This is a genomic window from Rhodococcus sp. OK519 (assembly GCF_003051005.1).
Classification (GTDB): Bacteria; Actinomycetota; Actinomycetes; order Mycobacteriales; family Mycobacteriaceae; genus Prescottella.
Genome location: NZ_QAOW01000011.1, coordinates 39,043 through 63,973 on the forward strand (window position 1 = coordinate 39,043; position 24,931 = coordinate 63,973).

The following is a 24,931-nucleotide window of genomic DNA, read 5'->3' on the forward strand; positions in this document are numbered from 1 at the left end:
TTCCTCCCGGGGCAGCCCCAGGATTCAGTCCGAAACCGAACCGCCCGGAATCGGCCGGCCGAGAGGTCGCTCGCAGCGCACGAAGACACCCCGCGCATTACCACGAGGAGATTCGCCTTGCCGCACCGTCGACCGAAGAACTCGATAGTCCTGGCCACAGTCGCAGCAGTCGCCGTCGCCACCCCCTTCGCTGTTCAGGCACTGAACAGCGGCCCTTCGGACGTTCTCTCGGCAAGCGATTCGGCTCCGTCGATTCCGACGCAGGTCGCGGAGGTCGTTCTCGCCTCCGTCCCGGACATCGTCATCCCCCTGAAGGAACTGACCGGGCTCGACCTGCCGGACGTCCGCCTCGGCGACCTTCCGCTCCCGACCCAGATCCCCCTCCCCGGCGGCGGGACGCTCCAGCTTCCCTCGCTCACGCCGATGACCCCGTCGGCCGTCCCGAGCGACATCGCCGATCCTGTTCCGACACCGGGCACGGCCTCCCCGGAGACCCTCGGCGCCACGGTCAAGGAGGTCACCCAGGACACCCCGTTCTCGATGGTCGGCGTCACCGCCGCCAATCTGGAGTCGTCGGTGACGCAGTTGCGCGCCCAGCTGGCCGACGGTTCGTGGGGCGCGTGGATCACGCCGGATCTCGTCGACGGCAGCAGCAACGGCAAGCAGGGCACCGAGCCCGTCTTCGTGGGCGAGACGAACGCTGTGCAGATCCTGGTGACACCCAAAGAAGGCACAGCAGGCACAGCAGGCGCGGCCGGCGCAGCAGGCACGGACGGCACCGCAGGCACGGCGACGCCGGCGACCCCCGCAGATCCCACCGACCCGGCCCTGCGCGCACCGGAGGCTCCGGCCACCGAAACGCCCGCTCCCCAGACGGATTCCGACTCCACGCAGCCGCTCGGCTACACCCCGGCGGCGCTGTCGAAGCCGCTGCGCGAGGCAACGCTGACCGCCAACGACGTCGCTGCGGTGCTGATCAATCCCGGTAGCGGACCGCAGGATGCGAATCTCGCGGACATCGCGACGCCGACCGCGGTGAACGGCGTCAACATCATCTCCCGCCGAGCATGGGGCGCGGACGAGGGAATCCGCTGCCAGAACCCGACGTACGACGACTCGACCGGCGGCGCAACGGTGCACCACACGGCCGAGAACAACAACTACTCGCGTGAGCAGTCGGCGGGCATCGTCCGCGGCATCTACGCCTACCACGCGAAGTCGCTCGGATGGTGCGATGTCGGCTACAACGTGCTCGTCGACCGCTTCGGACAGATCTTCGAGGGTCGCTTCGGCGGACTCGACCGCCCCGTCCAGGGCGCACACGCCGGTGGCTTCAACGAGAACACCGTCGGCATCGCAATGATGGGCAACTTCGTCAACGAGCCGGCCCCGGCCGCGGCGATCGAGTCTGTCGGCAAGTACCTCGGGTGGCGCCTGAAGCTGGCGAACCTGAACCCCAAGGGCCAGGTCACCATGTACTCCGAGGGCACGCAGTACTCGAAGTACGCCCAGGGCCAGCGGGTCGTCCTGCCGACGATCTTCGCGCACCGCGACGTCGGATACACGGAGTGCCCCGGCAGCGCGGCGTACGCCCAGATGGATCAGATCCGCAACATCGCCGCGGCCAACTACGGCGGACCTGTCGGCGGCGGCAATGGTGGTGGCGCGACGCCGCCGACCAACCCCAGCAACGGTGGTGGCGGCGGTGGCGGCGGCAACCCGGCCGCGTCGCTCGACCTGAACGCGCAGATCCCGGCAGTGGTCAACGGTATTCTGTCGATCGCCGACTCCAATCCCATCGCCCGCCAGTGGCTCTCGATGGGCGGTAACCGCAGCATGGTGGGTGACGCGATCACCGGCCTGCTGAACACGGCGACCGGCCAGGTGTACGCGTTCTTCCAGAACGGCGGCATCTTCACCTCGCCGCTCGGTGGTGTGGTCACGATGCTCGGAAAGATCTTCCAGACGTGGACTGCGGCCGGCGGCGTGATGGGTGACATCGGTCTGCCGATCAGCGACGAGTACACGGTCGACGGCGGCAAGCGTTCCGACTTCGAGCGCGGCTCGATGATCTTCGACGAGGCGACCGGCCAGGTCACCACGATCCTCAACGACGCGACTGCCCCCGCTGCAGCACCCGCACCGGCTCCGGCCGACGCGGTGTCCGAGGCTCCGGTCGCGATCAACTGACCGTCCGACCAAAAGGGCCTGCCCTCCACGAAGACGTGGAAGGCAGGCCCTTTTCGTTGTCTTCTCGGCTTTCCGGATTCGCCGAAGTTCAGCTCTTCCAGAGCCTTTCGAGCACCCGGGCGACACCGTCGTCCGAGTTCGTGGCGGTGACCTCGTCGGCCGCCGCCTTCGCCTCGGGATGTGCGTTCTCGACCGCGACGCCGTGGCGCGCCATCGCCAGCATCGGAATGTCATTGGGCATGTCGCCGAATGCGACGATGCTCTCGTGGGGCGTGCCGAGATGTTCCGCCATCAGCCGCAGGCCGGACGCCTTGGTCACCCCGGGGGCCGACACCTCGATGAGACCGTTGTTGGTCGAGTACGTGAGGTCGGCCCGCTCCCCCACCAGTGGACGCAGCTTCGCGGCCATCTCGGCGCTGCTCGCGCCGGGCAATCGGATCAGCATCTTGACGGCGGGCGCGGACAAGAGGTCCTCCGGCGCCATCTCCGTGTGGTCAGGATTGAGCCAGGCGTGCTCGTAGCCGGGTGCGCTGACGAACTGCGCGGTGGCAGTGTCGTGCGCGGTGGCGCCGATGCGCTCGGCCGCCAATCCGGCCCCCGGTAGTTCGTAGTCGACGAGATCGGCCAGCCACGCGAGTGTCTCCAGCGACAGCGTCGACGCGCTGATCACGCGATCCGCGTCGGCGTCGTAGAGCACCGCCCCGTTCGCGCACACGGCCAGCGGCGCGAAGCCGAGTCCATCGACGACCGGGCCGAGCCAGCGGGGTGGCCGTCCGGTAGCGAGGACGAAGGGCGTGCCGGAATCGACGACGGTCCGCACCGCCGCTCGGGTCCGGGCGGTGACGTTTTCGTCGTCGTCGATCAGGGTGCCGTCGACATCGCTGGCGACGAGGCTGGGCAGTTCGGTGGGCACCGGGCCATTCTGCCCCTTTCGGGCGACAATCTGCCGCTCCGTACCCGCCGGTGAGCGCTAATTCACCGGTCGGCTCCCCGATCTACGCTCCGCCGGCGTCCTTGCTGCGGCGGGCCGCAGCCTTGGCCTCCGCCTCCTCGGCGTCCATCCTGTTCGCCTCCTCGAGCGTCGGGGCGCCGCCCCCGAGGCGGGCCGGAACCCAGTACTCGCCCGCCGGGTGGTCGTAGTTCGCCTGCACGCCGCGCAGCAACTCCTCCATGCGTGTGTGCAGCAACGCCGTCATCTCGGATGCCGGCTCGAACGGCGCGATCGGCTCACCGACGGCAATGGAGATCGGGGTGTTGGTCCGCCCGAGACGCTTCGGAAATCCCTTGGTCCACACGCGCTGCGAGCCCCAGATCACCATCGGCACGATGGGGGTTCCGGACTCGATGGCCATCCGGGCCGCGCCCGACTTGAACTCCTTGAGTTCGAAGCTGCGACTGATCGTCGCCTCCGGGAACACGCCGACGAACTCGCCGTCACGCAGCGCCTGCACAGCCGCGCGGTACGAGTCGGCGCCCGCCGACCGGTCGACGGGGATGTGCTTCATCGCCCGCATCATGGGCCCGGAGATCTTGTTGACGAAGACCTCGTTCTTCGCCATGAACCGGATGTACCGCTTGGCGGGGCGGGCCGGCAGACCGGCATACGTGAAGTCCATGTATCCGGTGTGGTTGATGGCGATCACCGCACCTCCGGACGCGGGCAGGTGCTCCTCGCCGGTGACGGTGAACTTCAGTCCCTGGCCTGCGAACACTGCGCGGGCGACGCCGATGATCGTTCGGTAGAAGGGTTCCACGGTGAGAACAGTAGTCGGCGCACGTGAGCGGGACCACTTGCCGCCCGCCCACGTGCGGCTCGGTCACTCCCGGCCCTCCGGAGTAGACGGCCTTGACGTCACGCACACCCGCGGTCGGGAAGGCGTAGGTCAACACCGCCCTCCGGACACCGTCCGAGGTGTCCCGATCGGTGTCGCACCGTCATAGAACTGGACCGTGCCCGTCGCGTTCGACGGCGTCACAGCCGCGGACAGCAGCACCGATGCATGCAGCCCCGGGGGTGGACGCATGCCGGAACCGTGCTCAGGAGAACACGTTTGCCGAACTCGACCGACGCTCCCTCGACTCCGAACGCCTGCCACGCCTCACCCCAACTGCCCCGACGAATGATGTGCGATCACACGGTGTCGACGCGAGTCGGGACGATGGCGTGAAACAGATCGATCCGACCCGAACAGGCGTGAGGCCCCCGACCGAATGGGTCGAGGGCCTCACGTCGTGCCGGGTTGGGGAACTTCGGTCAGGAACCGAATCCCGAGCGGCCCACGCCGCTCAGTGAACCGAACAAGTTGCCGAGCGAGCCGGCGCTGCCGGTTCCCCCGCCGTCGCCGCCGTTGTCGGCCGGGGACACCTGGATTGTCTGCACCGGCGAGGTCGACGCCTTCGCGCCCTGGCCACCGGAGTAGCGGGCGGTGATCGCGTGCGCGCCCTCCGTGGTGAAGGTGTGTTGGAACGTCGCGATGCCGTCGACGAAGCCGATGTTGCCGCTGATCGCTGTGTCACCGTCGTAGAACTGGACGGTGCCGGGCAGATTCGTTCCGCCCGTCACCGACGCCGACACCGTCACCGTCTGTCCGGCGGTGGCCGTCTGCGGCACGGTCACGGTAGTGGTCGTGACGACATCGTCCGGGGTCGGGACGGACACCTGCACCGTCTGTGACGTGGCCGTCGAGTTCGTGAAGCCCGCCGCACCGGTGAAGGTGGCAGCGATGGTGTGCGCACCGGCCGTATCGAACGTGTGGGGCAGCGTGGCAACACCATTCGAGACTGCGATGGGGCCACCCAGGTTGTTACCGTCGACGAGGAACTGCACGGTGCCGGACGCGTTCGCAGGCGTCACCGTCGCGGACAGGATGACTTCGGATTCGGTCTGGGCATCCGACGGCGCCGACAGCGCCAGCGACGTCTGCACCACCGGGTTACTGACGGTCACCGTCTGCGCGGTGGACGTCGAGTTCTCGAAGCCGGCGCTGCCGGTGAAGACCGCGGTGATGCTGTGGCTTCCAGCTGCCGCAAACGTCGTCTGCGTCGTCGCCGTACCGCTCGCGACGGTGACCGGAGAACCGACGTTGGTGGCACCGACCTTGAACTGCACCGTGCCCGCCGCGTTGGCCGGATCCAGGGTCGCTGTCAGGGTTACCTGCTGACCGGTCTGCGCCGTCGGTGGAACGGTGAGCGTCGTGGTGGTGGTGATGTCCGCGACCACCGGGTCGGTAACCATGATCGACTTGGCAGCAGCCGTCGAGCCCAGAAAGCCCGTGCCGCCGGTGAACACGGCATTGATGCTGTGGTTGCCGGACGTTGCGAGCGAATGCTGCAGCGTGGCCGATCCGTTCGACACGGTGGCCGGGCCACCGATCGGTGTCTGTCCGTCCAGGAACTGGACGGTTCCGGCGGCGTTGGCCGGATTCACGGTCGCGGTGAGGGTGATGCTCGTTCCCTTCACTGTCGTCGCCGGCACGGTGAGCGCGGTGCTGGTCGCGGCGTCCGGAACCACCGGGTTACTGACGGTCACCGTCTGCGCGGTGGCGGTCGAGCTCACGAAGCCTGCGTTGCCTGTGAACACCGCGGTGACGCTGTGACTGCCGGACGAGGTGAATGAGTGCTGCAGGGTTGCAGCACCGTTGGACACCTGCACCGCGGAACCGATGTTGTTGCCGTTGTCCTTGAACTGGACCGTTCCGGACGCGTTCGCCGGATCGAGATTCGCGGTCAGTGTCACCTGCTGCGCAGGCTCGGCGGTCGGTGGGACCGTGAGCGTCGTCGTGGTCGCCTGATCCGGAACGCTCACGGTGATCGCCTGCGCCGCCGCAGTGGACGTGGCGAACCCGGGGGCACCGGAGAACACAGCCGTGATGCTGTGCTGCCCTCCCGTCGAGAACGTGTGCGGCAGTTGTGCGGTGCCACCCGAGAGCGAAACCGGCGCACCGAGGTCCGTCCCGTTGTCCTTGAATTGGACCGTGCCGCCGCCGGGACTCGGCGCGACACTCGCCGACAGCGTCACCTGAGTGCCGGTCTGCGCCGTCGGCGGGACCGTCAGCGTCGTCGTGGTCGCCTGATCCGGGACACTGACGTTGACCGTCTGTGCCGGAGCCGACGAGCCCACGAAGCCCGCACCGCTGAAGTCCGCGGTGATGCTGTGGCTACCCGCTGCCGAGAACGTGTGCTGCAGCGCTGCCACACCATTCGACACCTGCACCGGAGAGCCGATGTTCGCACCGTTGTCCTTGAACTGCACCGCGCCGACTGCATTCTGGGGCGTCACATTCGCCGACAACGTCACCGCCGTACCCGTCACCGCCGTCGCCGGCGCCGACACCGTCATCGACGTCTGCACCACCACCGACACCGGCTGCTGCGACGACTCCGACGGATTCGCCTTCGCCGTACCCAGATACTTCGCCTGCAACGGATGCACACCGGGCGATGTGAGTGTCCACGCGTACGTCGCGACACCCGACGCATTCAGGGCTCCCGAGCCCAGCTTCGTGGTCCCGTCGTAGAAGTCGACTGGATCACCCTGCGCGCCACCGGTCACCGTTGCGGTGAGCGTCACGGACTGCCCCGCCGTCACCGGACCTGAGACCGCCGCCAACGACGTCGTCGTGGCATTCTTGGCTACTGTGACGGCCGGCCCCTTGTCCGAGTAGGTTCCCGAACCCAACGATCCGCCGTAATGCATCGTCGTCATCAACGGCACACCACGGGCGCAATCGGCACCGACCCGATAGTTGAACTCGAAGGTCTGCGATTGCGGACTGATGTTCGGATATACCGGCCAATTACCGGTAACCCGAACATAATCCGAGGCAACCTCCGGGCCACCGGTATTGCCACTCACATACGTCAGACACGACGGATGGAGATCCTTCACCGCCTGGATCCACTCCACCGGAGTGCTGGTGCGCTCGAACTTGGTCGACACCGTGATGATGTCTCCCTCGTTCGGCGTCGCATTACTCACCGTCCGCGTGAACTTACTGCCCCCGTCCTGCCACGACACCACACCCTGCGCCGCACCAGCCGGACTCACGCCCACCGTCACTACGAACCCCGCAGCTACTGCACCGGCAGCTGCTGCGGCCACGATTGTCCGCGTTTTCGATCGGGCCATTTCGTTTCCCCTTCTTCAGAGCACTCTTCGGCCCCGCGGATTTCGTGAACCCGGCGGCTCGAGTGATCGCTTCGGATAGCACCATCCACGCCGGCCCGACCCCGGGCGCAGAGGTTTGGAACTGATTGAGCGGACTGTGTGGAGTCAGGAACCGAAACCACTCAGTGAGCCGAGCGAACCCATTCCTCCCCCGCCATCTCCGCCGCCCGCGGCGACCTGGACGGTCTGGGGTGCCGACGTTGACGCCTGCGACCCGGTTCCGCCGGAGTAGACCGCCGTGATCTGGTGCGCACCAATGGCGTTGAACGTGTGCGGGAGCACCGCCACACCGTTTTCGAGCGCGACCGCTGCGCCGACAGGCGTGGCGCCGTCGTAGAACTGGACTGTTCCAGTCAGCGCGCCGCTACTCGTGACGCGGGCCGAGAGGCTGATCTGCTGTCCCTGGGTGGCAGTTGCCGGAGCGGTCAGCGCCGTCGAAGTCACCACATCGCCGGGGGCAGGATCGGACACCTGGACCGATTGTGCCGTCGACGTCGAACCGGAGAACCCGGCACCGCCCGTGAAGACGGCGGTGATCGAATGGGATCCTGTCTCGGTGAATGTGTGCTGCAGTGCGGCGACACCGTTCACGACGGAGACCGACGATCCGATGTTGTCGTTGCCGTCCTTGAACTGCACGGTGCCCGACACATCGGCGGGGCTCACCGCCGCGGACAGTGCCACTGCCGACCCGGTCTGCGCCGTCGCCGGAACTGTTACGGCAGTATCGGTCTGGACATCGGGAACCTGCGGGTCGGTCGCGATCACCGACTTCGCGGGCGCCGTGGATCCGAGGAATCCTGGGCTGCCCGTGAACACGGCGGAGATGCTGTGGTTGCCTGCCTCTGTGAAGGTGTGGCTGAGCTGAGCCTTGCCACTTGCAACAGTCACCGGCGAGCCGATATTGCTGGCGCCGTCCTTGAACTGCACGGACCCGGACGCGTTTGCCGGGGTGAGGTTGGCCGTCAGAATCACGGGCGTTCCGGTCTCCGCGGTGGAGGGTACCTGGAGCGAGGCGGTCGTCTGGACGTCCGGATTGTTCACTGCCACCGGCTGCGGAGCGGACGTCGCGGTGGCGAAGCCCGCGCCTGTGAATTCGGCCGTGATACTGCGGTTACCGGCCGTCGTGAAGGTGTACTGCGTCGTCGCGACACCATTCGTCACAGCGACCGGAGAGCCGATGTTCGCACCGTTGTCCTTGAACTGCACCGTGCCCGACGCGTTCGAGGGAGTCACATTCGCCGACAACGTCACCGCAGTACCCGTCAACGCCGTCGCCGGCGCCGACACCGTCATCGACGTCTGCACCACCACCGACACCGGCTGCTGCGACGACTCCGACGGATTCGCCTTCGCCGTACCCAGATACTTCGCCTGCAACGAACGCGCGCCCGACGTCGTCGGCGTCCATGTCAGCGTCGCAACACCCGAACCGTTCAACGCACCAGAGCCGACCTTGGTAGCACCGTCGAAGAAATCAACCGAGTCACCCTGCGCGCCTTTGGTCACCGTCGCAGTGAGCGTGACGGACTGACCTGACGTCACCGGGCCGGGGACTGCAGCGAGCGTCGTCGTCGTGACGTTCTTACTCACCGTGATCGCCGGGCCCTTGTCCGAGTAGGTTCCCGAACCCAACGACCCGCCGTAATGCATCGACGTCGCCAACGGCACACCACGGTCGCAATCCGCACCCACCCGATAGCTGAACTCGAAGGTCCGCGACTTCGGATTGATGTTCGGGTACACATCCCAATTGCCCGTCACCCGAACATAATCCGGCTTTATCTCCGGGTTGGAAGTATTACCACTGACATATGTGAGACACGACGGATGGAGATCCTTCACCGCCTGGATCCACTCCACCGGAGTGCTGGTGCGCTCGAACTTGGTCGACACCGTGATGATGTCTCCCTCGTTCGGCGTCGTATTGCTCACCGTCCGAGTGAACCGACTATTGCCGTCATCCCACGTCACGGACCCCGACGCCGCACCCGCGGCACCGACACCAAACGCAACCGCGCATCCTGCAGCAACCGCGGCCGCAGCACCCGCCGCCATCCAGCGAACTCTTTTGTCAGACATAGGTTCCCTCTCGACGGCTGGCGTTGCCGGCCGTTTCTGCAATCGACTGGTAGACCCCTCGTCCGGCCTCGAGCTCAGGCCGGACGAGGAGTGAGATCCTGGCGTGGACTATCCGCCGAGCGAGCCGAATCCGCCGCCGAGCGAGCCGGCGCTGCCGCCTTCTCCTCCGTCACCACCGTTGGTGGCGGGAGCCACGGAAACCGACAGATCATCGTTCGAGGCATTGACCGTTCCGGCGCCCGAGTACTCGGCCCGGATCACGCGCTGACCCTCGACCGCCGGGGTCCAACTCAGCGATGCGACGCCGTTGCCGTCGAGATTGGCCGTCCCGATGACGGTGTCGCCGTCCTTGAATGTCACAGTGCCGCCGGCATTCCCCGGAGTCACCTGCGCCGAGATATTCTGCGCTACACCGACCTTTGCTCCGACAATGTTCGCGATCGCGGTGGCCGATTCGCTGTTGTCAATGGGCTTGGCCGCCACGTTCACCGTTGCAGTTCCGGTCGATCCGACGACGCCGTCCCGGCCCGAGAAGACCGCGGCGATCGTGTGGCTACCCGCGGTTGTCGGCGTCCACTGGTAGGCGGCCTTGCCGGCACCGTTCACGGCAACCTGGGCCAGCACCTCGGCGCCGTCCTTGAACAGGACGGTGCCGCCCGCACCCGCCGGCGAAACGGTGGCCTCGAGGGTCGACGCCCGCCCCACCTGAGCGCCCGTGACAGCGCCGATCGCGGTGTTCGACCCTGCATCCACCTGAGCGACATCGATGGTCTGCTGTCCGGACTGAGAGGCGTTCGCCCGCACCGTTCCGGGGAACTTCGCCATGACTGTGTGCGAACCGCGGGTCGACGGGGTCCAGGCGTAGGTTGCAGTGCCGTTGGCGTCGAGGTTGCCCGTTCCGACCTTGGTGTTGCCGTCGAAGAACTCGACCGCGTCGCCCTGTGCTCCGCCTGTCACGGTCGCCACCAGATTCGTGGCCTGACCGACCTGAGCGCTCGCGATCTGGGCGAGGTTCGTCGAGGTGGTGTTCTTGCTGACCGTGATCGACGGACCCTTGTTCGAGTAGGTTCCCGAACCCAGCGAACCGCCGTAGTGCATCGTCGTCGACAGCGGCACACCACGAGCACAGTCGGCACCGACCCGATAGTTGAACTCGAAGGTCTGCGACTTCGGGCTGATGTTCGGATACACCGGCCAATTACCGGTCACCCGAACATAATCCGAGGCAACCTCCGGGCCACCGGTATTACCGCTGACATAGGTCAGGCACGACGGATGCAGATCCTTGACTGCCTGGATCCACTCCACCACACCGCCGGTACGCTCGAACTTCGTCGACACCGTGACGATGTCGCCCTCGCTCGGCGTCGTATTGCTCACCGTACGCGTGTACTTGCTGCTGCCATCGTTCCACGTCACCGAACCCGGCGCTGCGCCAGCGACTCCCACACCGGCGGTGACCGCAAATCCTGCTGCCACTGCGAACGCGCTGAGTCCCCCGACGAACCGACGGATATTCCTGTCAGACATGCAATTCCTCTCGACGCCGACCCTCGATGAATGCCGATCCGAAAGGTGTCGCCGATGGCGTCGTGTACCGGGCCATGTCCCGACCCCCTCCAGAGCACGGTCCCGCGGTTTCGGCTCACCTGCCCACCGACCCCACGGGTTCTACGCCCAGGGTGCGGCCCGACTCCGGTCACCTGGCCGTTTCGCCTCGACGGCGTGCATCGAGCGAAACGCGACTTACTGTATCGGACGTGCGTCCAGGTCGGTTCGGAAACGGCAGAAACGTAAATCGAGGCCCCCACGCTGCACGTGAGGGCCTCGATTCGACTGTCGGTCAGGAACCGAACATCGAGCTTCCGTTGCCCAAGCTGCCGAGACTGCCGGCGCCCCCGGGCGGCGTCGGGGCATCGGCAACCTGGACGGTCTGTGCAACGGACGCCGAGCCGTCGACACCCGCACCACCCGTGTAGGCAGCGCTGATCTGGTGCGCACCCGACACGTCGAATACGTAGTCGAGTGCGACGACACCGTTCCCGACGGGCAGCCGCGGCCCGATCGGCGTGCCCCCGTCGTAGAACTGCACCGTCCCCGGCAGGGTCAGGGCAGTCGACGAGACCTGTGCGGACAGGCGCACCGCAACACCGACCGTTGCGGTCTGCGGTGCAGTCATGATCGTGCTCGACTCGACGTCGTCCTGGCCTCGGACGGACACCTCCACGATGCGTCCGGGCGAGGTCGAGTTGGAGAATCCGCCACTACCCGCGAACGTCGCGGTGATCGGCTTGGATCCCGCCGTTGCGAAGGTGTGTGACGTCGAGGCGATTCCGTTGACCACCGGAATGGGCGAACCGATGTTCGTGATGCCGTCCTTGAACTGCACGGTGCCGGTCGCGTTCGCCGGGGAAACCGAAGCCGAGAGCTGGACGGAATCGCCCGTCTTCGCGCTCGGCGGCACCGTCACCGTGGCGCTGGTCGCGGTGGACGCCTGCTGAACGGACAGGTTCAACCCGCTCAACGGATTCCACCGCTGCGTGTCATTGAAGGAGTAGATGTTGAACTCCATGCCGGTGGTTCGAGGTCCGGGCTGAGCGTTCGCCGCAACCTTGTAGGTGAACGTCAGGGTCGCGCCCTTGTCGAGCAGTGCCAGCTTGCAGGCCGCACCGATGCAGTTCCCACTGGCGGTCCAGCTGAGCCGGACAGCGCCCGAGACCGGGTCCTGGGCCGGAGTCCCGTCGAAGGTGCCACCCTTGCCGAAGCCTCCGGCAACAGGCCCGCTCCGCCAGACTTTGCCGCTGACCGATTGGAGTACGTAGTCGGCCGGTGGGAAGTCCGTGAAGTTCTGCATGTACCGGCTACCGCTCGCACTGAACGTGACGGTGGTCGTCACGGTGTCGCCCGGGAACGGGTTGGGGTTGTCCACCGTCTTGGTGGCACTGATGTTCGACGTCGTCACCGTTTGTGACATCGGATCGGCGGAGGCGACACCACCACCCAGCAACGCCTGACCGACACCGAGCGCGGCAACGGCCAACGTCCCGACAAATACCTTCGACACAGCTCGCCGCATGACCGATCGGGCCATTCCGACTCCTTCCAGAGCGTTAGCGCGCGCGGGCGGATTGTCCACCGACGCAGAGCAGGACGCATGCGTTTGAGTACCTGTCGAAACCCGGCCCGACTCCGGTGTTCGACAGTGCCCTGAGTACCGCGGTCGGCACACAGAACTCATTCGGACTTTATAGAACAAACGTCCAACTTCGGACAGTTTTCGCTACAGACGGATCAGGGGCGGACGCTCGCACATCCGCCCCAGTCCGTCAGGAACCGAAGGGAAGCCCGGCGAGGCTGCCGAGCCCCGGCGTGCCGCCGGGCGTCGACTCGGTGGCACCGACCTCGACGGTGCGAGCCTCCGAGGTGGACCCCCTCAGCCCCTCCGCGCCCGAATACACCGCAGAGATCGCGTGCGCACCGGATGTGGTGAAGGAGTGCTGCAGAGTCGCGGCGCCGTCGACCAGTTCCACGGCCTCACCGATCGGGGTGGCGCCGTCGAAGAACTGGATCGTCCCGCGAACCGGACCTGACGACACCGCGGATGCCCACAGCGTCACCGTGGCGCCACTGGCCGCCGAAGCCGGCACGGTCAGCGCCGTCGCGGTCTCGACGTCGGTCGGTGCCGGGACGGTCACGTTCACGATCCGGATTTCTGCCGTCGAGCCGTCGAGGGCGGGAGTTCCGGAGAAGACCGCCGAAATGGAGTGCGCACCCGCCACGGTGAACGTGTGCGGCAGGCGCGCGACGCCCGCGTTCACTGCGACCGCGTCACCGATCGCCTGACCGCCGTCACGGAACTGGACGGTGCCGCCGTCGACGAGCGCACCGGCGGGGGTCCGAACGGTGACCCACAGATCGGTGGTTCCGCCGGTCTTGGCCTCTCCGGGCACACTGAGCAGGGTCACGGTGCCCCGGGGGGACACCACCGGGTCGGTGACGGACACGGGCCGGACTGATGAGGTCGAGGGCTCGAATCCTGCTGCGCCCGAGTACACCGCGGTGAGGGAGTGGTTACCGACGGATGCGAACGTGTGCTCGAGCGTGGCCACGCCGTTCTCCATCTCGACTGGCCCGCCGATCGGCGTGACACCGTCCTTGAACTGGACCGTTCCACCGTTCGGGGCCGGGCTGATCGACGCCGACAGCGTCACCGGCGCGCCCGTCTGCGCCGAGGCCGGCGCGCCGACCGTGGTGGTCGTGACCAGATCCGGGACCGTCACCGTGATCGTCTGCGGTCCGGCCGTGGACGAGACGAAGCCCGCGCCCGCGAACACCGCGGAGATCGGGTGCACGCCCGCCGTCGTGAACGCGTGCGGCAACGTGGCGATGCCGCCCGAGACAGACACCGGCGCACCGAGGTTCGTGTTTCCGTCCTTGAACTGCACCGTGCCCGAAGCCGTGTTCGGGGTGACGGTTGCGGACAGCGTCACCGCCGTGCCGGTGAGGGCGCTCGGGGGAACCGTGAGCAACGTGGTGGTCGGGACGTCCGGCACCGACACGTTCACCGTCTGAGCCCCCGACGTGGACCCCTCGTATGCCGTGGCGCCCGAGTACACCGCGGTGATGCTGTGTGTGCCCGGCGCACTGAAGGTGTGCGACAACGAAGCCGTGCCCGACGCGAGGGAGACCGGCGCGCCGATGTTCGTGCCGCCGTCCTTGAACTGAAGGGTACCGGTGGCTGACGCCGGATCGACTGTGGCAGACAGGTTCACGGGCGTACCTGTAAGGGCGCCGGCCGGGGCCGTCACCGCCGTCGCCGACGTCGCCTGCCGCACGATCACTGACGGACCCATCGAGGACTGGTCCGTCGACGACTGGAAGCCGTTACCCATCACTGTGCCCTTGGCGGTCATGCCACTGTTCGCTGCGCCCATGGCGCAGGCGTCGGACACTCGGTAGCTCGCCTTCAAGGTCAACGAGTTGTTCGAATTGACCAGCCAGCCCCCGGAAGTCACCTTGGTCGTGGTGGCGCCGGTCTCCGGATCCACCGACGACTCGCTCTGCCCGGAGCCGACCTTGAAGACGGCCACCTTGGCGGAACCATCGACGTAGGTGAAGCACGCCGGGTGTACGTCGACGAGCGTGTTGATGTAGCCGTCGATGCCGGTCTTGGACACCACGGTGGTGTAGGTGATCGTGTCACCCACGCGTGGGGAATCGACATCTGTGGTGCGGGTGAAGGTGTACTTGCCCTCGTTCACCGCGACCGCATCCGCGATCCCCGCTCCCAACGTCGCAGTGATGGCCACCGACAGCGCGGCAACGCCTGCCGCGGCCGTCAGTCGCCTCGTCCTACTCGTCATGACGCTCGTCCGTTCTTCTCTCGCCGACTCGGCATTTCGCTGTCGCATCGTGGCCTCCGCCGTCACGAGCCGAACGAGAGGCTGCCGGTGCCGGCGCCTGTCGTTCCGCCGGGCTCAGCGATCACGAGCACATCCGCGACCGAAGATGATTCGGTGAATCCCGCTGCACCGCTGTACTTCGCGACGATCGTGTGCGATCCGGTTCCTGTGAAGGCGTGCGTGAGGCTCGCCCGGCCATCGACGAGGTCAACCGCCGCACCGAGCGGCTTGTCGCCATCGAAGAACTGCACGGTGCCGTGCGGTGCCCCCGGGGTAACGACGCGCGCCGACAGGGTGACCGGGGTTCCCGGGGTGCCGCCGCCTGGCAGCACCAGTTCGGTGGCCGTCGCGAGATCCGCGACCGACGCGAGGGTCACGTTGACGCCCTGGGCGTCGGCGTTCGACGCCGTGTATGCGCCCATTCCGTTGAAGGTGGCCGTGATCGAGTGGGCACCGGTCGCGCCGAACGTGTGCGTGACCTTGGCGAACCCTTCGACGACGGGGGCGGGGTTGCCGATCGGTGCTCCGCCGTCACGGAACTGGACCGTGCCGCCGTCGGGCACCTGGACTCCGTCGACGAGATCGAACACGCTCGCCCACAGGTCGACCGGCTGACCGGCCTTCGCCTCACCGGGCACGTTGAGCAACGTGACGGTTCCGAGGCTCGACGCCGTGACGGCCACGGTCACCGGGGTCGCCGTCGAGCCCAGCGAGCCGACGCCACCGCTGTACACCGCGGTTATCGGATGCGATCCGCCCCGGGCGAAGGTATGGGACAGGCTTGCAGCTCCGCCGGAAACCAACACGGGCGAACCGAGATTCGTCGCGCCGTCCCGGAACTGCACGGTGCCGTCGATAGGCGTCGGAGACACGGTGGCCGAGATCGTTACCGGGGTACCGACCTCCGCGGTAGCGGGAGCCGAGACCGTCGTGGTGGTCGCGACGGCGTCGGGCATGGGCTCCGAGACCGTCACCGTTCGCGCACTCGACGTCGACGGACCGAATCCTGTGCCGCCGGAGTAGACGGCGGTGATGCTGTGCGCACCTGTTGTGATGAAGGGGTGCGAGAGGGTCGCCAGTCCCCCGGCAACCGGCACGGGCGCACCGAGATTCGCGGCACCGTCCTTGAACTGCACCGTTCCTGTGGCACCGGCCGGGCTGACAGCCGCAACGAGATCGACCGCGAGACCTGTGGTCGCGTTGGGCGGCACCGTAACCGAGGTTGTCGTGGTCACCACCGGGGGTGTCACCGTCACGGTCCGAGCCTCCGAGGTCGACGACGCGAAGCCGGTCGCGCCCGAGTAGACCGCGGTGATGCTGTGCGCGCCGGAGGATCCGAACGCATAAGACACGCTCGCCGACCCGTTGTTCACGGGCGCGGCCGCGCCGATGTTCGTCCCGCCGTCCTTGAACTGCACGGTGCCGGACGCCCCTGCGGGCGCAACCGCCGCGGTGAGCTCAACGGCCGCGCCGGTGGCGGCGGTGTCCGGAACCGTCAGTGTCGTCGTGGTGGCGGCGTCCGGCACGGCGATACGGATGGTCGCCAGCGGGTTGGCGCCCGCGTTCAGTCCGGCGCCTTCGGAGTTGCGCGGGCTGCAGCGTGTGGGAGCCCACTGCACGCCGAGGAAGGATGCCTTGGCGAGCTGCGTGCTGAAGTTCTTGTCGTTGTTGAAGCTGCCCGCGGCCCCACCGGTGCGGATTTTGGGCTGGACGGTGCCGGACCCACCGGCCACCATCGTCACGTCGATCGCCGGCAGCCGGAACCAGGAGTCGCCGCTGCCGTTGTTGCTACCGTCGATGTTCTTCTCGAGCTTGGGCGCCAAGATGCCGCCCTCGCTGTTGGTGCTGTTCGACGCACCGTTGCCGATGACCTCGTTGTTGCCCGAGATCCTGAGAAGCGTGCCGTTCGCGTCGGCGGCTCCGTTGTCGTTGACGCGGATGACACTCGGAGCGACGCCGCTCAGGTTCACCGCGGTGTTCGGAACGATCGACGCGCTGACGAAGGTCGCGTTCGCAGGGATCTCGAAGTCGTTCTTGAGGCGCGACAGGTTCGTCGTGCTCGCACCGGAATCGGAGTCCGGGAAGGATTGCGCATTCGTCTGCATCCGGAAGGTGAAGGTCTCACCCGGGGCGACGGTGTCGGGTGCGCTCACGGTGACCGATGCGGCCGGAGTCTTGGTGACGTTGATGGTCGCCGAGGCGCGACACGTGGTGGTGAAATCGGTCGTGGTGGTCGCGGCGGTCGCCGGCTGAGCGATCAATAGCGATCCGGTGATCAACGCGGACCCGGTGAGCGCCACAGTGCAGCGCCTCCGTAACGAGGAACTCATCAGACTCCTGAAACAACGGTTTGACAGGCGCTGTGGGCACAGCGCTCCGAGTCAGTCACGATAGACCGCCGAACTGGAACGTGTGTCAGTTTTGCCGGACAAATGTCCAGTTGATTTCCAGGGGACGTCGAAACGGCGAATGGCCCCTGCCACAGAGGCAGGGGCCATTCGTCCGTCCGGAATCAGGCGCCGAGGCGGAACCCGCTCAGACTCCCCAGCGACCCGAAGTCCATCGAGCCGCTACCGCCGGTACCGCCGCCGGAGTCGACGACGTCGAGTACCTGAATCGGCGATGTCGAACCTGCGACACCCGTACCACCCGAGTACACCGCATGAATCTGGTGCGGTCCGTCCGACGTGAACGTGTGGACCAGCTCGGCCACGCCGTTCACCACCGGGACCGGTCCGCCGATCTCGACACCGCCATCGAAGAACTGCACCGTGCCCGGCAACGACGGCGCGCCGATCACCTGTGCCTTCAACGTGAACGACGTCCCTGCGGTCGCCGACTGGGCCGACGACACCACTACCGACGACACCACATCCGACGGATTCGGAGCGGACACCACCACCGGACGCTGCGTCGATGTCGACCCTTCGAACCCGGCATCAGCTGTGTACACCGCGGACACTTGGTGTGTCCCCGCCGCCGTGAAGGTGTGGCCGAGGGAGGCAGATCCATTCACCAGCGCCACCGGCGACCCGATCGGGCTGCCGTTGTCACGGAACTGCACCGAACCGGTCGGCACCGCCGTCCCCGACTGCGCCTGCACCGTTGCCGACAACGTCGTCTCCACACCCGTCGTCGCCGAACCCGGAGCACCGACCAGCGTCGACGTCACAACATCGACCGGCGCTGGATCCGACACCGTCACGTTCTGGACTGGCGCCGTCGAGCCGGCGAAACCCGTTGTGCCGGAGTACACGGCCGACACGGCAAACGGACCAGCCACGTTGAAGGTGTACTGCATGCCCGCGTGACCGCTGCCGTCCACCGCGACCGGAACACCCACATCGACTCCGGCCACCTTGAACTGGACGGTGCCGGCGGTCGGAACCGGCGACACCGCCGCCGAGAGAGTCACCTGCTGGCCGGTCTCCGCGGTCGTGGGAGCGGTCACCGTCGTGGTGGTGTTCTCGTCCGGAACAACCGGAACGGAAACCGTCACGTTCTGAGCCGAAGCCGTCGAATTCGTGAACCCGGCAGCACCGGTGAACTCGGCCGTGACCGCGTAGGTGTCAGCAGCATTGAACGTGTACGGCAGGGTCACCGTGCCGCCACTGACCGCCTGAGACGCACCCACCGGAGCGCCGTTCACCTTGAACTGCACCGACCCCTGGGCTCCCGGCGGGGTGACCGTCGCCGACAAACTCACCGACTGACCCGTGGCGGCCGCGGCCGGCGCAGTCACCGACAGCGACGTCTCGACATCCGGATCGGCAACCGTGATCGAACCCGGCGCATTCGCCGACACATCAGCGAAGCCGGATCCACCCGTGAACAAGGCACCGATGCTGTGCGAACCCGTACCCGTGAAGGTGTGCGGAAGCGTCGCAACACCATTCACCACCGCAACCGGAGAACCGATTGGCGCACCATTGTCCGTGAACTGAACAGTGCCGACCGCATTGGACGGGCTGACCGTCGCCGACAGATCCACCGACGAACCAGTCGTCGCCGAACCCGGCACCTGAACCGTCATCGAAGTCAACACATCCGGATCGGTAACCGCCACGGTCTGCGCCGACGCAGACGAGTTCGTGAACCCGGCAGCACCGATGAACTCAGCCGTCACCGCGAACGAGCCAGCCGCGTTGAACGTGTGAGACAAGCTCGCCGAACCACCGGACACGGCTTGCGGCGCACCCACAGGATTGCCGTTCACCTTGAACTGCACCGAACCCTGAGCATTCGACGGGCTGACCGTCGCCGACAGAGACACCGACTCACCCGTCTCGGCCGAACCCGGCGCAGTCACCGAAAGCGACGTCGTCACATCAGGATCCGACACCGTCACCGTCTGCGCCGTCGCCGACGAATTCACGAACCCGGCAGCGCCGGTGAACTCTGCAGTAACCACGAACGAACCAGCGGCATCGAACGTATGCGGCACCGACGCCACACCACCGGTCACCGTCACCGGCGAACCAACAGCGACGCCACCGACCTTGAACTGCACCGCACCCTGAGCATTCGACGGGCTGACCGTCGCCGACAGAGACACCGACTCACCCGTCTCGGCCGAACCTGGTGCAGTCACCGAAAGCGACGTCGTCACATCAGGATCCGACACCGTCACCGTCTGCGCTGCCGCCGACGAGTTCACGAACCCGGGCCCCGCAACGAAGTTCGCGGCAACACTGTGCGAACCCGCACCCGTAAACGTATGCGGGAGCATCGCAGATCCATTGGTCACAGGAACCGGAGAACCGATCGGAGAGCCGTTATCGGTGAACTGCACCGTGCCCTGAGCATTGGACGGGCTGACCGTTGCGGTCAGGTCCACCGACGAACCCGTCGTCGCCGAGCCCGGAAGACTCAGCGAAAGTGACGTCGTCACATCCGGGTTCGAAACAGCGACGGACTGCGGCGCAGCGGCGGAAGAGGCAAATCCGGGTCCGGCGATGAACTCTGCCGTGATGTCATGCGAGCCTGCAGCACCGAACGTGTGCTGTACCGATGCCTGACCGGCGGCGACGGCGACCGGTGATCCGATGGCCGTTCCGTTGTCCTTGAACTGCACCGCGCCCGCGGCATTCGCCGGCGTCACCGATGCCGACAATGTCACCGGCGTGCCCGTCGACGCGGACGCCGGCACTTGAAGCGTCGTCGACGTAGAGGCGTTCACCGTCACGGTTTGCGCCGAAGCCGAGGAGTTCACGAATCCGCTCCCCGCCACGAAATCCGCGGTGATGCTGTGCGCACCTGTGGTCGTGAACGTGTGCGGCAGTGTCGCCTGGCCGCCCGCCACCGACACCGGCGAACCGATGTTCGCCCCGTTGTCCTTGAACTGCACCGTCCCCGCCGCATTCGACGGGGTCAGCGACGCCGACAGTGTCACCGGTGCACCCGCCACCGCCGTGGCCGGCACCGACACCGACACACCGGTGGTCACCGGCGCATTCACCTGGACATTCTGCGCCGCCGACTGCGACGAGTTCGCGATCACCGTGCCCGGGAACTTCGCCGTCAGACTGCGCGCACCGGCCGTGGTCGGCGTCCACGCGTAAGTCGCAACCCCCGACGCATTCGACAAGCCCTGCCCGAGCTTCGTCGTCCCGTCGTAGAACTCGATCGTGCTGCCCTGCCCCGCACCGGTCACTGAGCCGGTCAGAGTGACCGACTGTCCCGTCAGCATTGGTGTCGGCACCGCGGACAGCGTCGTGGTGGTGGCATCCTTCGCCACCGTGATCGTCGGCCCCTTGTCCGAGTAGGTGCCGCTACCGAGGCTGCCCCCGTAGTGCATCGTGGTCATCAGAGGAGTCGCGCGGGCACAACTCGCGTTGACCAGGTAGTTGAACGTGAAGGTCTGCGACTTCGGGCTGATGTTTGGATACACAGGCCAGTTACCCGTCACGCGGGTGTAGTCCGCTGCGACCTCCGGGCCGGAGGTATTGCCACTGACATACGTCAGGCACGCCGGGTGGAGGTCCTTCACGGCCTGAATCCACTCCACCGCGCCACCGGTGCGCTCGAACTTTGTGGAGACCGCGACGGTCTCCCCCACCGACGGAGTCGAATTGCTGACCGTGCGGGTGAATTTGCTGTTGCCGTCGGACCAAGTCACCGACCCCTCCGCCGCCCCGGCCGATCCGATGCCCACTGTCGCCGCGAATCCCGCGGCCAGCGCGAAAACGCTTACTCCGCCGACTATTCGGCGTATTTCCCTGCCAACCATGCACTTCCCTCTCGACGACGGCAGTCGGCCGCCAACTCAACGGATCAGGTCTCGACCTGGGACACTGCGCCGATGAGATTAGAGCCCGGGGCGCGCTGCAGGGCCCATGCCAACCCCTGCAGCCAAACCGCAGCCCGACTCCGCGTCTGTCTGAAATGCGAGTCGAACTCTATAGGACAAACGTCCAGGTCGAGGAGGATTGGCCAGAAACGACTGTGGCCCCCCGCGCACTAGCGCGGAGGGCCGCAGCATATTTCACACGTCAGGCATCAGGATCCGAAACGGAATCCGCTCAGGCTGCCGAGGGACCCGAAATCCAGAGACCCGGCACCACCAGCGCCTCCACCGGACTGCACGACGTCGAGGGTCTTCGTCTCCGACGTCGAGCCCGCTACGCCGATGCCGCCCGAGTACACCGCATGAATCTGACGCGGTCCGCTCTGCGTGAAGCTGTGGGTGAGCTCGGCGAACCCGTCGACCACCGGAACCGGGCTACCGATCTCGATGCCACCGTCGAAGAACTGCACCGTGCCCGGCAACGTCGCCGCACCGATCACCTGTGCCTTCAACACGTACGGCGTGCCTACCGTCGGCGTCTGCGTCGACGCGATCACCACCGACGACACCACATCCGACGGATTCGGCGCCGACACCACCACCGGACGATCCATCGACGTCGACCCCACGAACCCGGCATCCGCGGTGTACGCCGCGGACACCTGGCGCGTCCCCACCGAAGTGAAGATGTGGTCGATCGAAGCTGAACCGTTCACCAGCGTCACCGGCAACCCGATCGGGCTGCCGTTCTCACGGAACTGCGCCGAACCCGTCGGCGCCGCCGTGCCCGACTGCGCCTGCACCGTGACCGACAACGTCGTCTGCGTACCCGTCGTCGCCGAGCCCGGAACACCGACCAACGTCGATGTCGCGACATCGACCGGAGCCGGATCCGTCACTGTCACGGTCTGCGCTGACGCCGTCGAGTTCGTGAACCCGGCAGCACCGGAGAACTCGGCGGTCACCGCGAACGAGCCCGCGGCGTTGAACGTATGCGGCAGCGATGCCACACCACCGGACACCGTCTGCGGCGAACCGACAGCCACACCGCCGATCATGAATTGCACCGTGCCCTGCGCACTCGACGGCGACACCGTCGCCGACAGGCTCACCGATTCACCGGTCGTGGCCGTGGCCGGCGCAGTCACCGACAGCGACGTCTGCTGATCGGGGTCGGCGACCACGATCGATCCCGGCGTGGTCGCCGACGCATCCGCGAAGCCCGTACCACCCGTGAACGATGCACCGATGCTGTGCGACCCCGCCGCGAACGTGTGCGGCAGCGTCGCAACGCCATTCACCACCGAAACCGGAGAACCGATCGGGTTCCCGTTGTCAGTGAACTGCACCTCACCCTGCGCACTCTGCGGGGTCAGGTTCGCAACCAGGTTCACCGGTGAACCGGTCGTCGCCGAGCCCGGAACCTCGACCGTCAACGACGTCTGCTGATCGGGATCCGAAACGACCACGCTTTGCGCGGACGCCGACGAGTCCGTGAACCCGGCAGCGCCGGAGAACTCAGCGGTCACCGCGAACGAACCCGCGGCGTTGAACGTCCACGGCAGGCTCGCCGTGCCGCTGGACACCGTCACCGGCGCACCGACATCGACACCACCGACCTTGAACTGCACAGTGCCACCGGACGGAGCCGGAGCAACCGTTGCCTCCAACGTCACCGCCGTGCCCGTCTGCGCCATGCCCGGCACCGTCACCGTGGTGGTCGTCTGCTGATCCGGATCACTGACCACGATCGACGCCGGCGACGAGGCCGACGCATCCGTGAAGCCCGGCCCGCCGGTGAACGACGCGCCGATGCTGTGTGAACCGGCCGTGAACGTATGCGACAGTGTGGCAACACCATTCACCACCGAAACCGGCGATCCGATCGGGTTCCCGCCGTCGGTGAACTGCACCAAGCCCTGAGCGCCCGCCGGTGACACCGCCGCCGTCAGGTTTACCGAGGTTCCGGTGACCGCGGTCGCCGGAACATTCAATGTCAACGAGGTGACCGCATCCGGAACGGACACCGCCACGGTCTGAGCAGCGGCCGTCGCGTTGGTGAACCCGGCGGCACCGGCGAACTCGGCTGTCACCTCGAAGGAGCCAGCCGCGCTGAACGTGTACGGCAGGCTCGCGGCACCACCGGAGACGGCCTGCGGCGTACCCACCGGGTTACCGTTGACCCTGAACTGCACCTCGCCCTGCGCCGTCGACGGCGTCACCTGCGCCGAGAACGTGAGGGACTCACCCGTCTCGGCCGCGCCCGGCGCCGTCACCGACAACGACGTCTCGACATCCGGATCCGCCACCGTCACGGTCTGCGCAGTCGCCGACGAGGTCGTGTAACCAGCTCCGGCGACGAACTCGGCGCCAACACTGTGCGCGCCCGAAGAACCGAACGTGTGCGAAAGCGTCGCAACACCGTTCGCCACCGAAATCGGGCCACCGATCGGATTACCGTTATCGGTGAACTGCACCGCACCCTGCGCGCCCGACGGAGTCACCGTTGCCGCGAGATCGACCGACGAACCTGTCACGGCCGACGCCGGAACATCCAGCGTCAACGAAGTCACCACATCCGGGTCCGAAACCGTCACCGACTGCGGGCTCGACGTCGAACCACCGAAACCCGCAACCCCCGAGTACACCGCCGTCACCTCGAACGGGCCAGCGGCGTTGAACGTGTACGGCATCGTCGCGTTACCCGAACCGTCGACGTTCACCGGAGTACCCACCAGGCCACCGGCCACCGTGAACTGAACCGTGCCACCCGCTGGAACCGGAGACACACTGGCAGACAACGAGACCGACTCACCCGTCAGTGCAGAAACCGGCGTCGACACGGTCGTCACCGTCTGCTGATCGCTGACCGTGACGGTCTGCGGGACGGACGTCGAGCTGGAGTAGCCACTACCTGCGACGAACTCGGCGGTGATCGTGTGCCCGCCGCTCGTCGGGAAGATGTGCGAATGGGTCGCCACACCGTTGACCGGGGTTACCGGTGAACCGATGTTGGTGCCGCCGTCCTTGAATTGCACCTGGCCATTTGCGGCGGACGGGTTCACGGTGGCCGTGAACGTCACAGGCTGCCCCGTGGTGGCCGTAGCCGGAACTTGCAGCGTCGTGGAAGTGGCCACGATCGGATCCGCGACCTCGACCTTGACGCCGAACGGGTTGGCGCCAAACTGATTACAGCCGCCACCGACCTTGTAATTGCAGTAATTGATGCCGCTGTCGTACACCCCGAACGGCTGGGTGGCCGGCACCAGGTAGGTGACGTCGAAGATCAGGCCCTGACCGGACTTGACGACGAAACCGCCCCCGAGGGCCGAGCAACCACCGTTGCACTTCGCTTCGACCACATTGGTGCCGAGTCCACTGATCGTCGCCCGGTTCGTGACACCGGTGTACGTCAACGTTGCGCTCTGAGCCACGAACCCGGCCGGCGCGGTGTCGCGCACCCACGTTGTCCACTTCTCGGGAGTGCCGCCCGTGTGATTGATTACCGTCTTGTAGGTGACCAGGTCACCCGGGTGAACCGTCGACGGACCGACCACCGACTTGGTGTAGTTCATCAGGTCCTGCGTCGCCGTGTTCGTGGTCGGGAAGGTGGCCGCGGTTGCCGGGGCCAGACCACCCACCGCCAGCCCGACGGCGGCGATACCTGCCAACAGCGGCGTTGCCACTCTTCGGCGTTTCATGGCTACCGCCACCACGGTCGACACGAATAATCGTGCCCTTGTTCGGGACATTCGAATTCCTTTCCTCACACAGTGATCTCGATGGCGATCGGTGTCGCCTTCT

General features: G+C 66.6%; 11 protein-coding genes. 1 reads left to right on the forward strand and 10 read right to left on the reverse strand.

What is annotated here, in order from left to right; translation table 11 throughout:
• Nucleotides 1-117 precede the first annotated feature (117 nt).
• Complete coding sequence (locus C8K36_RS22350; RefSeq protein ID WP_107987125.1) at nt 118-2,190, forward strand: N-acetylmuramoyl-L-alanine amidase; 2,073 nt, start codon at nt 118-120, stop codon at nt 2,188-2,190.
• An 88-nt stretch (nt 2,191-2,278) separates the two neighbouring features.
• Here the strand turns inward: C8K36_RS22350 and C8K36_RS22355 are convergent, their stop codons facing one another.
• The 10 genes from C8K36_RS22355 to C8K36_RS22405 all read right to left on the reverse strand — a co-directional run bounded on the left by C8K36_RS22355 (nt 2,279) and on the right by C8K36_RS22405 (nt 24,828).
• Nucleotides 2,279-3,103 carry an HAD family hydrolase gene (locus C8K36_RS22355; RefSeq protein WP_107987127.1) on the reverse strand — a complete coding sequence of 275 codons (825 nt, stop codon included), beginning with the start codon at nt 3,101-3,103 and terminating at the stop codon, nt 2,279-2,281.
• Between the two features lie 82 nt (nt 3,104-3,185).
• Nucleotides 3,186-3,944 carry a lysophospholipid acyltransferase family protein gene (locus C8K36_RS22360; RefSeq protein WP_107987129.1) on the reverse strand — a complete coding sequence of 253 codons (759 nt, stop codon included), beginning with the start codon at nt 3,942-3,944 and terminating at the stop codon, nt 3,186-3,188.
• Nucleotides 3,945-4,444: 500 nt separating this feature from the next.
• Nucleotides 4,445-7,291: an Ig-like domain-containing protein gene (locus C8K36_RS22370; protein ID WP_258195551.1), complete on the reverse strand. Its 2,847-nt coding sequence runs from the start codon at nt 7,289-7,291 to the stop codon at nt 4,445-4,447.
• 171 nt (nt 7,292-7,462) lie between these two features.
• Complete coding sequence (locus C8K36_RS22375; RefSeq protein ID WP_258195552.1) at nt 7,463-9,292, reverse strand: Ig-like domain-containing protein; 1,830 nt, start codon at nt 9,290-9,292, stop codon at nt 7,463-7,465.
• Nucleotides 9,293-9,547: 255 nt separating this feature from the next.
• Complete coding sequence (locus C8K36_RS22380) at nt 9,548-10,969, reverse strand: Ig-like domain-containing protein (protein WP_107987137.1); 1,422 nt, start codon at nt 10,967-10,969, stop codon at nt 9,548-9,550.
• Between the two features lie 313 nt (nt 10,970-11,282).
• Nucleotides 11,283-12,530: an Ig-like domain repeat protein gene (locus tag C8K36_RS22385; protein WP_107987139.1), complete on the reverse strand. Its 1,248-nt coding sequence runs from the start codon at nt 12,528-12,530 to the stop codon at nt 11,283-11,285.
• Nucleotides 12,531-12,765: 235 nt separating this feature from the next.
• Nucleotides 12,766-14,802, reverse strand: coding sequence for an Ig-like domain-containing protein (locus tag C8K36_RS22390; RefSeq protein WP_258195553.1), 2,037 nt, complete (start codon nt 14,800-14,802; stop codon nt 12,766-12,768).
• A gap of 62 nt (nt 14,803-14,864) precedes the next feature.
• Nucleotides 14,865-17,171, reverse strand: a complete 2,307-nt coding sequence (locus C8K36_RS22395; RefSeq protein WP_107987141.1) for an Ig-like domain-containing protein — start codon at nt 17,169-17,171, stop codon at nt 14,865-14,867.
• A gap of 182 nt (nt 17,172-17,353) precedes the next feature.
• Nucleotides 17,354-20,959 carry an Ig-like domain-containing protein gene (locus C8K36_RS22400; RefSeq protein ID WP_258195554.1) on the reverse strand — a complete coding sequence of 1,202 codons (3,606 nt, stop codon included), beginning with the start codon at nt 20,957-20,959 and terminating at the stop codon, nt 17,354-17,356.
• Between the two features lie 380 nt (nt 20,960-21,339).
• Nucleotides 21,340-24,828, reverse strand: a complete 3,489-nt coding sequence (locus tag C8K36_RS22405) for an Ig-like domain-containing protein (RefSeq protein ID WP_258195555.1) — start codon at nt 24,826-24,828, stop codon at nt 21,340-21,342.
• Nucleotides 24,829-24,931 lie beyond the last annotated feature (103 nt).

Bases quoted from the DNA above. Each gene is read 5' to 3' on its own strand.
- C8K36_RS22380 (WP_107987137.1), bottom strand. From the start codon at position 10,969: ATGTCTGACAGGAATATCCGTCGGTTCGTCGGGGGACTCAGCGCGTTC.
- C8K36_RS22395 (WP_107987141.1), bottom strand. From the start codon at position 17,171: ATGAGTTCCTCGTTACGGAGGCGCTGCACTGTGGCGCTCACCGGGTCC.
- C8K36_RS22390 (WP_258195553.1), bottom strand. From the start codon at position 14,802: ATGACGAGTAGGACGAGGCGACTGACGGCCGCGGCAGGCGTTGCCGCG.
- C8K36_RS22385 (WP_107987139.1), bottom strand. From the start codon at position 12,530: ATGGCCCGATCGGTCATGCGGCGAGCTGTGTCGAAGGTATTTGTCGGG.
- C8K36_RS22405 (WP_258195555.1), bottom strand. From the start codon at position 24,828: ATGAAACGCCGAAGAGTGGCAACGCCGCTGTTGGCAGGTATCGCCGCC.